General features: G+C 40.3%; 13 protein-coding genes and 1 tRNA gene. 11 read left to right on the top strand and 3 right to left on the bottom strand.

From position 1 onward, the window contains the following. The first annotated feature begins 4 nt into the window (after positions 1–4). From hflC to H5232_RS10370, 3 genes are all read left to right on the top strand, one after another. Entirely contained in the window at positions 5–883 is an 879-nt protein-coding gene (gene hflC / locus H5232_RS10380) for a protease modulator HflC (RefSeq protein ID WP_149980500.1), read from the top strand. Positions 884–1100: 217 nt separating this feature from the next. After that, on the top strand, positions 1101–2414 hold the full coding sequence (locus H5232_RS10375) for an adenylosuccinate synthase (protein WP_145238109.1): 1314 nt from the start codon (positions 1101–1103) through the stop codon (positions 2412–2414). Positions 2415–2562: 148 nt separating this feature from the next. Then, positions 2563–3186, top strand: coding sequence for a tetratricopeptide repeat protein (locus H5232_RS10370; RefSeq protein ID WP_145238110.1), 624 nt, complete (start codon positions 2563–2565; stop codon positions 3184–3186). 66 nt (positions 3187–3252) lie between these two features. Here the strand turns inward: H5232_RS10370 and H5232_RS10365 are convergent, their stop codons facing one another. Beyond that, positions 3253–5115, bottom strand: coding sequence for a sodium:proton antiporter (locus H5232_RS10365; protein WP_145238113.1), 1863 nt, complete (start codon positions 5113–5115; stop codon positions 3253–3255). A gap of 920 nt (positions 5116–6035) precedes the next feature. Here H5232_RS10365 and proB point away from each other — a divergent pair. Next, entirely contained in the window at positions 6036–7142 is a 1107-nt protein-coding gene (gene proB, locus H5232_RS10360; RefSeq protein ID WP_145238116.1) for a glutamate 5-kinase, read from the top strand. After that, on the top strand, positions 7139–8386 hold the full coding sequence (locus tag H5232_RS10355; protein WP_145238119.1) for a glutamate-5-semialdehyde dehydrogenase: 1248 nt from the start codon (positions 7139–7141) through the stop codon (positions 8384–8386). The genes proB and H5232_RS10355 overlap by 4 nt, the downstream gene beginning before the upstream one ends. 193 nt (positions 8387–8579) lie before the next feature. Here H5232_RS10355 and H5232_RS10350 read toward each other — a convergent pair. Beyond that, positions 8580–8655: transfer RNA gene (locus H5232_RS10350), tRNA-Ala, on the bottom strand. Between the two features lie 175 nt (positions 8656–8830). Between H5232_RS10350 and H5232_RS10345 the strand changes: the two genes are divergently transcribed. Together H5232_RS10345 and H5232_RS10340 are read left to right on the top strand one after the other, a co-directional pair. Next, on the top strand, positions 8831–9220 hold the full coding sequence (locus H5232_RS10345) for a hypothetical protein (protein ID WP_145238122.1): 390 nt from the start codon (positions 8831–8833) through the stop codon (positions 9218–9220). Beyond that, complete coding sequence (locus H5232_RS10340) at positions 9221–9721, top strand: prolyl-tRNA synthetase associated domain-containing protein (protein ID WP_145238125.1); 501 nt, start codon at positions 9221–9223, stop codon at positions 9719–9721. Here H5232_RS10340 and H5232_RS10335 read toward each other — a convergent pair. Further along, entirely contained in the window at positions 9688–10830 is a 1143-nt protein-coding gene (locus tag H5232_RS10335; protein WP_145238127.1) for an MFS transporter, read from the bottom strand. The genes H5232_RS10340 and H5232_RS10335 overlap by 34 nt on opposite strands. 485 nt (positions 10831–11315) lie before the next feature. Here H5232_RS10335 and H5232_RS10330 point away from each other — a divergent pair, with 485 nt between their 5' ends. From H5232_RS10330 to H5232_RS10315, 4 genes are all read left to right on the top strand, one after another. Next, on the top strand, positions 11316–11855 hold the full coding sequence (locus H5232_RS10330; protein WP_149980503.1) for a DUF2058 domain-containing protein: 540 nt from the start codon (positions 11316–11318) through the stop codon (positions 11853–11855). Between the two features lie 142 nt (positions 11856–11997). After that, positions 11998–12321: a c-type cytochrome gene (locus H5232_RS10325; RefSeq protein ID WP_145238134.1), complete on the top strand. Its 324-nt coding sequence runs from the start codon at positions 11998–12000 to the stop codon at positions 12319–12321. A 160-nt stretch (positions 12322–12481) separates the two neighbouring features. Then, positions 12482–13249: a class II aldolase/adducin family protein gene (locus H5232_RS10320; protein WP_145238137.1), complete on the top strand. Its 768-nt coding sequence runs from the start codon at positions 12482–12484 to the stop codon at positions 13247–13249. A gap of 28 nt (positions 13250–13277) precedes the next feature. Beyond that, on the top strand, positions 13278–14453 hold the full coding sequence (locus H5232_RS10315; protein WP_064668182.1) for a mandelate racemase/muconate lactonizing enzyme family protein: 1176 nt from the start codon (positions 13278–13280) through the stop codon (positions 14451–14453). The last annotated feature ends 152 nt before the right edge of the window (positions 14454–14605 follow it).

Below are 14605 nucleotides of genomic sequence, written 5' to 3'. Positions count from 1 at the left end.
CGCAATGAAAAACTTTAGTTTAGTTATATTATTAGCGGCCGTTGTGTTGTCTTTTTCGTCAGTGTTCGTAGTACCTGAAGGGCAAAAAGCAATTGTTATGCTATTCAGTAAAGTGCAAAAAGACAGTGATGATAAAGCAATTGTTTATGGCCCTGGCTTACAATTCAAAGTGCCTTTCTTTAGCCAAGTACGCCGTATTGATGCGCGTATTCAAACTTTAGATGGTACGCCAGATCGTTTTGTTACTAGCGAGAAAAAAGACTTAATCGTTGATTCTTACGTTAAATGGCGTGTTAGTGATTTTAGTGCTTTTTACTTACGTGCCCGTGGTGATAAGCAATACGCTGAAGCATTACTTAAGCAAAAAGTAAATAATGGTCTACGTACTAACTTTGGTTCACGTACTATCCGTGAGATTGTTTCCGGTGAGCGTAGCGAGTTAATGGAAGAAGCATTAGTTCAAGCTTCTGAAAGTGCTCAAGAGCTTGGTATTGAAGTACTTGATGTACGTGTTAAGCAAATCAATTTACCGTCAGAAGTGAGTAATTCGATTTACCAACGTATGCGTGCAGAGCGTACTGCTGTTGCTAAAGAGCATCGCTCTGAAGGTCAAGAAAAAGCCGAAACGATTCGCGCTGACATTGACCGTCGTGTCACAGTAATGCTGGCTGATGCTGAGCGTAATGCCCGTACCGTTCGCGGTGAAGGCGATGCAAAAGCTGCGGCTATTTATGCCAATGCGTACAATAAAGATGCTGAATTCTTTGGTTTTGTACGTTCATTAGAGGCCTATAAAAAGACCTTTAAAGATAAGCAAGACGTAATGGTATTATCACCAGACAGTGACTTCTTTAGATATATGAAAGGTGCTGCAGCGCAGTAATCTTTTTCTAAATCTAGCACAAATCCAAACCCTGTGTATGCAGGGTTTTTCTTTTAGTAAGATGAATTTTCATGAGTAACTTAATGTTATTCAACCAGTTAATTTTTATTGCAAAGGTCGTTGTACGACTGCGCAGAAAAAATAACCTAAACGGGGGTGATCTTTCCCCTCATTATCTGGTAAAATCTCGTCCTAATTTTTTCTAAGTGAATTTACAATGGGTAAAAACGTTGTTGTATTAGGCACCCAATGGGGTGACGAAGGTAAGGGTAAGGTAGTTGACCTCCTTACAGACAAAGCATCTTTAGTAGTTCGTTACCAAGGTGGCCATAACGCTGGTCATACACTGGTAATCGAAGGTGAAAAGACAGTTTTACACCTTATTCCATCGGGTGTATTACGTGACAATGTTAAGTGTGTGATTGGTAATGGTGTTGTTGTTTCACCAGAAGCGCTAATGAAAGAGATTGGCATGCTTGAAGAACGTGGCGTACCAGTACGTGAACGTTTATTGATCAGTGAAGCATGTCCGCTTATTTTGCCTTTCCACATCGCATTAGATGTAGCTCGTGAAAAAGCACGTGGTAATAAAGCGATTGGTACAACAGGTCGCGGCATAGGTCCTGCTTATGAAGATAAAGTAGCCCGTCGTGGTTTGCGTATCGGTGATTTATTCAACCCTGAATTATTCGCTGCGAAGCTTAAAGAAGTATTGGAATACCATAACTTCACTTTAGTAAATTATTACAAAGTAGATGCGGTAGATTTCCAACAGACGTTTGATGATGCAATGGCTGTTGCAGATATCCTTAAAGCAATGGTTGTTGACGTAACTGAGTTACTTGATCAAACGCGTCTAGCGGGCGACAACATCTTGTTTGAAGGCGCGCAAGGTACATTACTTGATATCGATCACGGTACTTACCCATATGTAACGTCTTCAAATACAACTGCTGGTGGCGTTGCTACAGGTGCTGGTTTTGGTCCGTTAAATCTTGATTATGTACTAGGTATTATCAAAGCTTACACCACGCGTGTTGGTTCTGGTCCTTTCCCTACCGAGCTTTACGACGGTTTAGAAAAACAAGACCCAGTTGGTAAGCACTTAGGTACCGTAGGTCATGAGTTTGGTGCAACGACTGGTCGCTTACGTCGTACTGGTTGGTTAGATGCTGTGGCTATGCGCCGTGCAGTACAAATTAACTCTATCTCAGGTTTTTGTTTAACTAAACTAGACGTGTTAGATGGTCTAGAAACACTAAAAATCTGTACTGGTTATCAGTTAGAAGATGGCACTATCACTAATGTGACGCCACTTGCTGCTGAAGGTTATGATAAAGTAACGCCAGTTTATGAAGAGATGCCTGGTTGGACTGAAAATACAGTGGGTGCTACTACTGTTGAGCAGCTACCAAAAGCGGCACTTGATTACATCAAACGCATTGAAGAAATCACCGGTGTACCTGTTGATATTATTTCTACAGGTCCTGACCGTGTAGAAACTATGGTATTACGCAGTCCGTTTGCATAATTACTAATAGTACTAAAAAAGCTGCCTTGTGCAGCTTTTTTTGTGTCTGGGGATAGTGTTTATAATAAATAAGCTATTTATAAATTTCATTATGGAACGATCTTTGTATAAACTTTAGCAAGATGGTTTTTAATTTAAAGTGACCTAAATGCGTTTGTTAACTTGTTTATCATTAGTGCCGTTATCGTTTTTACTGGCAAGCCACGCCAAGTCTGAAGAGACCATAGCTGCCGTGCCACTATATACAGAAACTGAGCTGCTCGCTTTGATCAATAGTAATACACACCTTGCACGAGTAAAAGCAGATGACTGTCAGTTAGTACAAGATATCGAAGCACGAGCCAATAAAATGGCACTGCCTTCTTATCAATTTTTATATGGCGATATGCTGGCGTATGCGGTGTGTGTTGATCGTAATGTAGAGCTTGGTGTGTATTATATGCGTCAAGCAGCGCAGCAAGGCTTAGCGGCGGCATTAGAGCAACTCGGGCGATACTATGACACGGGTCGATTGGTGCAAAAGGATAAAGCGCTTGCTGTGACTTACCTACGTGAAGCTTCATCACAAGGTAATTTAAAAGCACAATTGCGGTTAGTTAATTTATTTAATCAAGGCTATGGCAGTCCACGTGATTACGAAGACGCATATCGTTGGTTATTTCATAGTATGGTTGCAGATAAAGCAACCCATAAAAAGATTGAACGCTCGCTAGCCCAATTGGCGCAAAAAATGCCCGATAGTGTTGTCGCGCGAGCACGCTTGCCGATGTAGGTATGAGCTGATCAGTTAGCAAGTTGAAAGTAAAAGGGCTAGGTGTGATACCTAGCCCTTTTCGTTTTACTCTTTTATTTCTTTCGGTTCTTTGTTTTTGCCATTATTAGGATCTTTCAATACCGACATTTTTGGTGGCAGCATCGCGACGACACGTTCACCTTCTTGCGGCGGTTTTTCCATATTAATAGTAAACGGACGCAGTTTGATAGGGCTATCATCATCACTGTCTTTGTCACCATTGAGGATGAATAACGGAATTGCATCGCTGTTCATCTCTTGGTATTTGCCCCAGTTAAACTCTTCAGAAATTCGCGTTACACTGACCTTGCCGCCTTTGGCAATTAAGCTACTTAAACGTGCATAAGAGCCGCTGTCACCAAACAAAATTTGCCGAGATAGAAACGTCGCGCTGTCTTTGTTTGCTTTGGCGTGAGAGGTCGAAGAACGCAATGAAAAGACGTTCTTTTCATTCAATAAATGTGAAAAATACTGCACGCCTAGCGCGTTATGATGGCGGTTTGGCGAAAGCGCCATTACGCTGCGTAGAGTTGTCAGGGGTAAGTAACGTTCAGCATGTTCTGATTGCGGGTTACCATAATAACAAGGCAGCCCATCCATACGTGCCATGCGGCAGTTTTCCCAAGCTGGATCTGATAAGTGTACTTGAATATTTTGCTCTTTTAGCCCACAAGCAATGGCACGAGCGACATGGTTTGCACCAATGATCAAAATAGTATTAGGTGAAGGCTGACGAACCCCTAATAGCTTCGCAATCGGGATCGCAGTTAAGCTTTGCAGAACTACTGTGATAATGATAACGGTAAAAATCAGTGGCACCATTTTCTCGGCGTCAGCAACACCAGCTTCCATCATACTAATAGCAAAAACAGAGCCTACCGCTGCTGCGACAATACCGCGCGGAGCAATCCACGCGAGTACTAAGCGTGATTTAATTGGTAGCTCAGTGCCGAAAGTGGAGATCGCAATACACAATGGGCGAGCGATAAATAATACGATAGCCAAAAAGATAAACACATCGGCATCAAGCATCATTAAATCAGCTAATTCTAAACGCGCAGCAAGCAAAATGAATAAGGTTGAAATTAAGATCATAGACAGATCTTCTTTAAACTCTAAAACAGAATCAATTTCTAAATCGTCTTGGTTCGCTAACCAAATACCAAATACAGTAACCGCTAGTAGACCTGACTCATGGCTCAAATGATTTGAGACTGTAAAGCTAATAAGTACCAAAGCTAAGATGCCGAATTTATGTAATTCAAATGGTAGCCATTCGCGGCGGATCAGTAACGTTGTAAGCCAACCTGCGACCACGCCAATAGATAAACCGACTCCTAAGGTTTTAAACAAGGCGATTACGGTATGAATAAACACTTCACCTTGACCAACTAGCATTACCGCTTCAAATACTAAAACCGCAAATAAAGCACCAATTGGGTCAATAACAATGCCCTCCCAGCGTAGTATGCGGTCAATATCTTGGGTTGGTCGCATTGAGTTTAATAGCGGTGCAATAACTGTTGGGCCAGTCACAACCAATACTGCACCGAGCACCGCTGCTACACGCCAGTTGAGTTCTAAAATCCAATAGGCACTGAGGCTTATTACTATACAAGTTGTAATCATGCCAATAGAGCACAAGTTACGGACTACCTTGCCAATACCTTTGAGTTCTCGAAAGTGCAGAGTTAAAGAACCTTCAAATAAGATCACCGCAACACTGAGTGAGACCACAGGAAAGAGTAGATCACCAAGCAGTGCATCTGGATCAAGTAAACCCGTAGCAGGGCCAAGTAACAGGCCGGTAAGTAACAAAAATAAAATAGCTGGGACACGAAAACCCCATGCTATCCATTGGGCGAGAACCGAACATAGAGCGATCCCTGCGATATAAATAGCTGACATAGATGAAGTATTCCTTATTTATTACAACAGTTAGGAGTAAACCTTTCGATACTTATAATACAGGGGTATACACGTGTATGTTAATTTTTCCTAATAGAATTTTAGCTGTTTACGAACTTATTTGTAGAAGAAATGATAATTTATTGGTTTTAAAATATTTGAAACAAATTAAACTCTATTTAACTGACTGAATCTTAATGACTTTAAAATTTATTAGCTGCAATAGTAAGCCGAGTAAATAAAATATAGTCTTGATCTTTAGGCTAAAAGTAGCGTAATATAGTTAGTGTTCAAACAATTAGTCCTCTAATTAGTTACTTGTTAGGTCTAAGCGAATACATATAGTTATTTTTAAGTTGCTTTAAATTACAACAATTTAGATTGAGGTTACTATATTTATATGCTTAAAAATCAATTTGTTAATTGTTTTGAATGCAGTTTGTACAATTTTACTCATTTTTAGTAATTAGTTAATTTGAACATAAATTACATTTTATTGTGATTCATATTGTTTGAGTTGAACTGTTACTTACTCAATATTTGACACCCATCGTGGTGAGCAAATCTCGGTCCTTGAGTCATCACCCTATCTGTTGGTGTATCAGACTTTAGAGGCTCTATGTATGTTGTTAATAAAAAAGCTTCACACAGCTTTTTACAGCGATGCATAAACAACACTTTTTATTTACTTTATAACTGTTCAGTCTTAATGATTGAGCCAAAGTTATGCTATATCTAACGCACTTTGTTAATTAACTAAGTGAGCGTTTCCGGCTGAGTATTAAAAAGTGTTGGCTAAAGAAAGTGAGTAAAAGCAAGTGCAAATTGTTAACTCGTAACCTAGGTAAACACTAGGTGGTTTGTTTTCAGATTTATCCAAACTAGGGTAAGTCACAGTTAAAATGGAAAGTTGAACATTTATGCAAAAGTTAAATTGGCGACGTATCGTATTAAAAGTAGGTAGCGCATTGATTGCACCTGATCAAGATGGTTGTCGCTCACGCTATTTATTAACCATCGCTCAGTTTATCGTTCGTTGTCGTAGTCAAGGAATTGAAGTTATTTTAGTTTCGTCAGGCTCAGTTGCCGCTGGCGCGCATTTATTTCCGAAGACACAAGAGCGCACTGTGGCAATGAAAAAGGCCATGGCAGCAGCAGGGCAAACCGAAATGATGGCTATGTGGGACCGCTTTTTTGATTTCCCATCGGCGCAGATTTTATTAACTCATGGTGACTTACGTGACCGTGAGCGTTATGAGAGTATTAGAGAAACTGTTTTCACTTTGTTGGATCATGGTGTGCTGCCAATCATGAATGAAAATGATACGGTGACAACTGATGATTTAAAAGTCGGTGATAATGATAACTTATCGGCAATGGTCGCTGCAGCAGCAGATGCTGATGCATTGATGATTTTTTCAGATGTGGATGGGCTTTATGATAAAAACCCTAATTTGCACGACGATGCAATATTACTGCCTGAAATTAAATCAATTGATGAATCAATCTATGCTATGGCAGGATCTGCTACCAGTGCGGTTGGTACAGGTGGTATGAAAACTAAAATTGAAGCAGCTGAAAAAGCGACTTCACATGGTATTACTACTTATATAATTAATGGTTTTAAAGAGCAGACATTTACAAAACTGCTGGAAGGTGAGAACCCAGGTACTATTTTCTTACCGTACGAAAAACCGATGCAAGAAGCTGTTCACTGGATGACTCATACTGCAAGTGAGCAAGGTGAAGTCGTTGTCGCAGGTTCATACGATGAGTCTTTAGAAGGTGAAACTGGCTGTATCCGTGGCGATGAAATTGTCGCAGTGCATGGTGAGTTTGCAATTGGCGATACCATTTTGGTACGTAGCAGCGACGGCACTCGATTAGCCAAAGCAACTGCAAATTACAGTAGTTGTTTATTGAATTTTATAGCAGATAACGAACAAAGCGAATTTAGCGACAAGATGCAAGATTCGATTGGTCCCGTTATTTCAGAGAAAGATATCGCATTATTGGAGAAGTCATGAGTTTAATTACAGATATTTCACGTCAGGCAGCAAAAGCGGCACATCAGTTAGCCTTACTCGATACCGAGACCAAAAATCAGGTGCTACTGGATATGGCTGCAGCATTACGCCAACAAAAAGCATTTATTATTAAAGAGAACGAAAGTGATTTAGCCGCAGCCCGCGATAACAATCTAGCAGCCGCTATGATTGACCGTTTAACGCTCAATGACGAACGTATTGAAGCGATGGCTGAAGGCATTGAAGTGATTGTAAGCCTTGATGATCCGGTGGGTCAATTACGCGATATTACTGAACGTCCTAACGGGATTAAAATTCGTAAAATGCGCGTACCACTTGGTGTGGTATGTATGATTTATGAAGCGCGTCCAAATGTAACCGCTGATGCTGGAGCGTTATGCTTCAAATCAGGTAATGGGGTTATTTTACGTGGTGGTAAAGAGGCGCTTAAAAGCTCGCAAGCAATTGCGAGTGTCATGCATCAAGTATTAGAGCAGCATAATTTACCGGCAGCGTTAATCTCCGTTATTCCAGATCCAGACCGCGGATTATTAATGGAATTGATGCAGCAACGTGACAGCATTGACTTAATTATTCCACGCGGCGGCGAAGGGCTAATTAACTTTGTAACAGATAACAGTACAATTCCTGTGATCCAGCATTTTAAAGGTGTGTGTCATTTATACGTAGATAAAGACGCTGACTTAGAAGTGGCGATTAACTTGCTACTGAACGGTAAAACTCAGCGTACTGGCGTATGTAATGCATTAGAAGGCCTTGTCGTTCATCAGGATGTTGCCGATGAGTTTTTAAATTTATGTGCTGTTGTATTACGCCAAGAAGGTGTAAAAATAAATGCAGATAGCCAAGCCGCACAATATTTTGATGATGCAACAGTGCTTGCGCCAGAGGAATTTGGCGAAGAATATTTAGATTTAGAAATCGCGATTCGTGTAGTACCAGATTTTGCTGGTGCAATTGAGCATATTGCGCAATTTGGTTCAAACCATACGGAAGTTATTTGCACTAAAAACCAAGCCGCGGCTGAATTGTTCCAGCGCAGTGTTGATGCCTCAGTAGTGATGGTTAATACCTCATCACGCTTCTCTGATGGCTCACAGTTAGGTTTAGGTGCAGAGATTGGTATCGCAACGTCAAAACTACACGCTTACGGCCCAATGGGCTTAGAATCATTAACGACGGAGAAATACCTCGTCAATGGTGTAGGTCAAATTCGCGAATAATTGGTAGTCGAATAACCAAATTAAAATGCCGAGTTTATGCTCGGCATTTTTGATCGTAAATACCATGCAGCGCACAACTGATAGCTAAAAAATAACTAACATAAAATAAACAGTTTTTTGATTAAAATGAGAAAGATTTAAAAATTGAATTTGGCATGAGAGCCATAGTGATAAAAATTGAAGAGTAGGAAAGTGGTGGAGCTAAGCAGGATCGAACTGCTGACCTCCTGCGTGCAAGGCAGGCGCTCTCCCAGCTGAGCTATAGCCCCACATTCCTAAAGTTACGAATTTCGTAACCTACTTGAGGTTCCGTTTCAAGCGGGACGAACTTTAATGAGATTTCTAAATTTGGTCAAGTATTATTTATATATTTTTTGAATTTTTACGCAAACAATGAATTTTTGGTAGACTAGCGGTCACTGGATAACAGGAATGATACTAATAATGAAAAAATACGCGTTGATGTTACTCGTTTTACTCTGTGGTTGTGCTAGCCAAAGTGATGAGCCGCCTTTTGAAATTAATAATAAACAGTTACACACTAAATTAGATGAGCAAGGTAATAAGATTTTTGCTTATGTGGTATCGGTTAAAGCCAATAGTCGCGCAAATTTAAACTTAGATCGACCACTGACACGCCAGCAATTTAAAAACTTTGCAGAGCAAGAATATTTTGAAGAATCAAATAGCTTAAAATTAGAATTAGAAGATCAAGCCGTGCACTTATTAAAACAAGAGCTGCATGACAAAAAATATTGTCGCAACGATAAATATGAGATAAATGAAGTATTGTGGCGAGATTTAAGTGTACGCTTGATGGGGCGTTGTTTATAAATGTTAGCGGATAAAAGTAAATTAGCGGCGCTGTTAGCGCATTTAAATATCAATTATGACGTTATCGAACACCCTGCATTACATAGTAGTCTTGCTGCAGATGAATTAATGGTGGAACGGCCCGGAACGCGATTAAAAAACTTATTTTTGCGTGATAACGAAGGTAAAAAGCATTTTTTGGTGATCACCGCACATGACAAGCAGTTAGACTTAAAATCACTGGCTAAATATCAAGGCTTGTCACGCTTAGGGTTTGCCTCCGATGAGCGCTTAGCACGCTTTTTAAAAGTCGCACCTGGATGTGTATCTATGCTTGCTTTGATGAATGATAAGCAAAATGATGTCACTTTATGGCTTGACCAAGACATATGGTTTGGTGATCTATTTCATTGTCATCCATTTGAGAACACCCAAACATGGTTATTAAAAAAAGCCGATTTAGACGCTTTTTTTGCCACCACAGGGCATCAACCTAAAGTGGTTTTTTTACCCGCTAGATAAGCCGAACTTACTAAAATTAATCCGCATATACAGACTAATAATAACGAGGCCATAAATGCGATATGGCCAAGTTGTTGATATACCAAGCCAGGTACAAAAGAGCCTAAAGCCCCGCCACTATAATAAAACGACACATAAGCACCATTAGTGACACTCGGTGGTGCACTGCTTATTTTATTAACCAGCGGCGCTGCGGTTGAATGAATAATAAACATCGCGCCGCAAAAACCAGTGAATGCCAGTAAAAAAATCACTAATTGTGAGCTCATCAAAAATACTAGTGTAGTGCTGTAAAAAGCAAATATAGCAGACAATAAATGCCACGGTGAAATACTCTTTTTTAATAACCAAGGAGTCGCAATAGAGGCGAGGGCGCCAATCAAGTAACCGCTATAAACTAAGCCAATATCACGGGTATTAGTAATTAAAAAAGTGTCTTGTAAAATGAACGGTAAATAATTTAATAACGCAGCAAAGCAAAAAAACATACAAAACACCGCACCATATAATTTTAATACCGCAGCATTCGCGAGCTGTTTTAAATAATTTAATGGGGAAAGAGTGCTGTTAACAATGGCTGTTTGATTACGTGGAATACTCAGTGCAAAGCTAATTAAACCTGCGGCAATAACAAAATAGAAGCTTTGCCAAGTCCATAAATCAGCAAAAATAGCCGCTAACACTCGGCCAAAGTAACCCCCAGCAATTGTACTGCCAATATAGAAGGTCATATTCTTTTGCAAACTATCAGCTTGATAAGTGCTTCCTATGTAAGTGGTCATTGCGGTGAGTGCGGCAGGCAAGGTTAAACCTTGTAAAAATCGTAGTAACAGTAATAACTCAAAACTGGGGGCATAGGCAAAAGCAACACAGGTAACAGCTAGTACTAGCATCGCGTAGCGAAGAATTGTTAAAGGGTTACGTTTAGCTAGTAATAAGCCGTATACCAAAGGAGCAATCGCCAAAGGGAGCATAGTTGCCGTCATCAAGCTACCTGCGGTTGCAGGACTAACTGAAAATTGCTCTGCAAATAAGCTTAATAATGGCTGCGGTGCATAGAGCACGAAAAAGATAAACAGCGAGCAAACTAATAAATGACCGAAACGCATTTTATTGGCCCTACTACAAAAACCACAGCTTAACCTGATTGATATTAAATTCAACCTCAACGCGTTCTTTAAGTGGTTACTTTTATTCTAGAAATAAGTATTTATTGCGCTAAATCAGGTTTTCAATCACAACACTTTGCTAGATTAATGGTCACAGCACTATGATTTGTTTTAATTGGTGATTATACCCAAGCCACCTCAAGATGCAGAATTCAGCGTTTCACAGGGGCTTAATATCAAGGCGTTACTTTGCAAGAATGGCAGTCCCTTTTAAGAAGTAACAACGCTGAGAGTAAGTTCCTGTGAAACGCCCAACGGGTTGGTTTAAAAGCGATTTATACTACGTTATTGATTTTAGCAATAGACCCACTATTACTTGCAATCAATGCCTTGCCTAAATCGCTTTTAATTCCAACTGAAACTCGCATCTTGGGGTGGTTTGGGTATAAAATAAAGCTAATATCAGTTTTTAATGGAACAAAGCTATGGGTTCATTACAAGACCAATTGCTACAAGCAGGATTAACCACATCACATAAAGCTAAAGTTGCTAAAAGTGAAAAGCGTAAGCAACAAAAAAAACCAAAAAAAGGGGCGACCAGTAACCCTAGTGATCTGCAAAAGCATATTCAGCAAACAAAGTTAGAACAGCAGAAAAAAGCAGAAGAATTAAATCAAGCTCGCCAAGGTGAGTTAAAGCAACGTGAGCAAGTTGCCCGCGTAAAGCAGATATTAGAACATCATAATCAAGATTCGATTCGTGGTGAGCGGACTTTCAATTTTACTTACGAAAATAAAGTCAAAGAGCTCGACGTAAATGAACAAACGCAAAAAGCCTTGTCAGGTGGCCGACTGGCAATTTGTGTATTGGAAGGGCAGTTTTTTGTACTTGAAGATGAGCCAGCCCGTAAAGTGGCAGAAGTTGATGAAAAGTACATCGTGTTTCATGTAGAGCCAGAAGACAAAGGCAAAGATGCTGATGACCCATACGCTGATTTTGAAGTACCAGATGATTTAGTATGGTAGCCTAAGAGATGACTTGAACAGCGTGTTTGGTGATCTACTTGGTGTATAAATTACGTACATATGTGATGTACAAAGATCCGTTATTATGGTCTACAATTAAGCTAATAATTTTTATAAACCGTCAAAAAGAAGAGAAAATACAATGAGCAAGATAACAAAATTACTCTTAGGTGCAAGCCTCTCAATGGTTGCTAGTATGTCATTTAACAGCATGGCTGCCGATGGTGCTGCGCTTTATACAGCAAAAATGTGCCAAACATGTCATGGTCCTGAAGGTAAGGCACCGATCATGGCAATGTATCCTAAACTAAATGGTCAGAATAAAGACTACTTAGTGGCACAAATGAAAGACATTAAATCAGGTGCGCGCAACAATGGCATGACTGCAGCGATGAAAGCGATGGTTGCGACTGTTACTGAAGAAGAAATGGTCGCTATTGCCGATTACTTAGCAAACGTAAAATAATTTTTGCTGAGTGTGAGTTATCAATGGGCTCACCGAAAACAGCCACACCAATTTGGTGTGGCTGTTTTGTTTTAAATATTGATCATCCACGCACACTACTTTAGACTTCTATCCATCTATATCGTGTTTTGCTTTTAACGCGTTTAAATAAGGCCCCATAATGTTTGATTTACCACAACTTGATTTAAAAAATAAAGTCTCTGCACAAGAATGGCAGTTACGAGTTGATTTAGCCGCCTGTTATCGGTTGGTTGAGCATTTTCGTTGGGGTGATTTGATTTACACACATTTATCGGCGCGTTTGCCGGGGACTGACCATTATTTAGTGAATGCGTTTGGCCTCACATTTGATGAAGTAACAGCTTCTAACCTAGTCAAAGTGGACTTGGCCGGAAATATTTTAGATGACACGCCATTTGCAATCAACCCTGCAGGTTTTACGATTCACAGCGCGATTCACGAAGTGCGTGATGACGCTCATTGTGTTATTCACTTACATACTAAAGAAACGATTGCCGTTGCCACGCAGCAAAATGGTCTGCTGCCACTTAGTCAGTATTCAATGTTTTCACTGCCGTCATTGTCTTATCACGGCTATGAAGGCTTAGCAGTTAATAGCGATGAGAAAAAACGTTTACAAGATGATCTCGCTAATACTAATCATATGTTGTTAGTAAACCATGGTGGTTTAACTGTGGGGCCAACGGTGGGTGATGCATTTATGCGTTTTTATGATTTACAGCGTGCTTGTGAAATACAGCTGGCTTTACAAGCCAGTGGCCAAGCTGTTACACCAGTACCTCAAGCCATAATCGATAATATTTATAATCAAGCGAATGTAGTGCACAGCGGTAGTACCGGTGGGCAATTAGCTTGGCCTGCGATGTTACGTAAGGCCCATCGTCTTGATCCTAGTTTTGCAAAATAACCTAAGCCTTGGTTAATAAGGAATTGTCATGAAAGTTAATCGCGTTGAAGTTTTTGATATCCATTGTCCAGACAGACCTGCTTGGACTCCTGTATTTGTCCGTATTCATACTGACGAAGGTATTAGCGGGGTTGGCGAAGCTGGCCTTGCTTATGATTTAGGACACAGTGCTGCCGCTGCTATGATCAAAGAAATGGCTGATGCTTTCTTAATTGGTCATGACCCATTTCAAACCGAAAAGTTATGGTCGCGTATGCTGCGTGAAAGCTTTTGGGGTTTAGGTGGGGGCCCAGTAGTCTATGCAGCAATGAGCGCGATAGACACCGCTTTATGGGACATTAAGGGTAAAGCATTAGGTTTACCTGTGTATCAGTTGTTAGGCGGTAAAGTTAACGACAAGCTGCGTACTTATGCTTCGCAATTACAGTTTGATTGGGACACTGAGTTTAAAGCTCTGGTACATCCACAAGAATACGCAGAAGCGGCGTTAAAAGCAGTGGCTGAAGGCTACGATGCCGTTAAAGTTGATCCGATCCAATATGATAAAGACGGCAATACTTATTACGACCGCACTAACATTATTTCACGTGCTGAAATGAAGCTATATCGCGCCCGTATGCAGGCAATTCGTGAAGCTGTTGGTGATGAAGTGGATATCATTTTTGAATGCCACAGTTTACCGGGTGTTACCTCTGCTATTCAAATCGGTGAAATCGCTAAAGAATTTGACTGTATGTTTTATGAAGAACCAGTTAACTACTTAAATCATTCGTTACATGCCAAAGTGGCAGATAAAGTATCAGTGCCAATTGCCGGTGGCGAGCGTTTATATAATCGTTGGGGTGTGCGCCCTTACTTAGAAGATCAAAGTATTAATGTATTACAGCCAGATATCGGTTTATGTGGTGGTTTTACTGAAACTAAAAAAGTGTGTGATTACGCTGATATTTTTGATGTGCGTATTCAGGCTCACGTCTGTGGCGGCCCCGTTGCAACCGCAGCATCATTACATTTAGAAACGGCTATTCCAAATTTCTTAATTCATGAGCATCACACTTATGCAATTAAAAAGTGGAACCGTGAGTTATGCTTGCAAGATCCACAGCCTAAAAATGGTTTCTTTGAAGTGTCTGAAGAGCCGGGTATTGGTATTGAACTTAACGACGAAATCGTGATGCGCTCTCAGCGTGTTGAGATCAAATAAAATCATAGGCTACGAGCTATGAATAGCGAGCTAATTTCAGCTCGCTATTCATTAAGTTTATCTACTTTGGCTTTTGCAAATTTAAAACTATTTCTTACTAATTCAAGACGTTAAAATTTTCCTAGCACCTAGCACCTAGCACCTAGCACCTA

It is taken from the genome of Pseudoalteromonas sp. SG41-5 (assembly GCF_014164495.1).
GTDB lineage: Bacteria > Pseudomonadota > Gammaproteobacteria > Enterobacterales > Alteromonadaceae > Pseudoalteromonas > Pseudoalteromonas rhizosphaerae.
The sequence above is the reverse complement of the archived record's forward strand: the minus strand, read 5'-3'. Positions and strand labels throughout refer to the sequence as shown.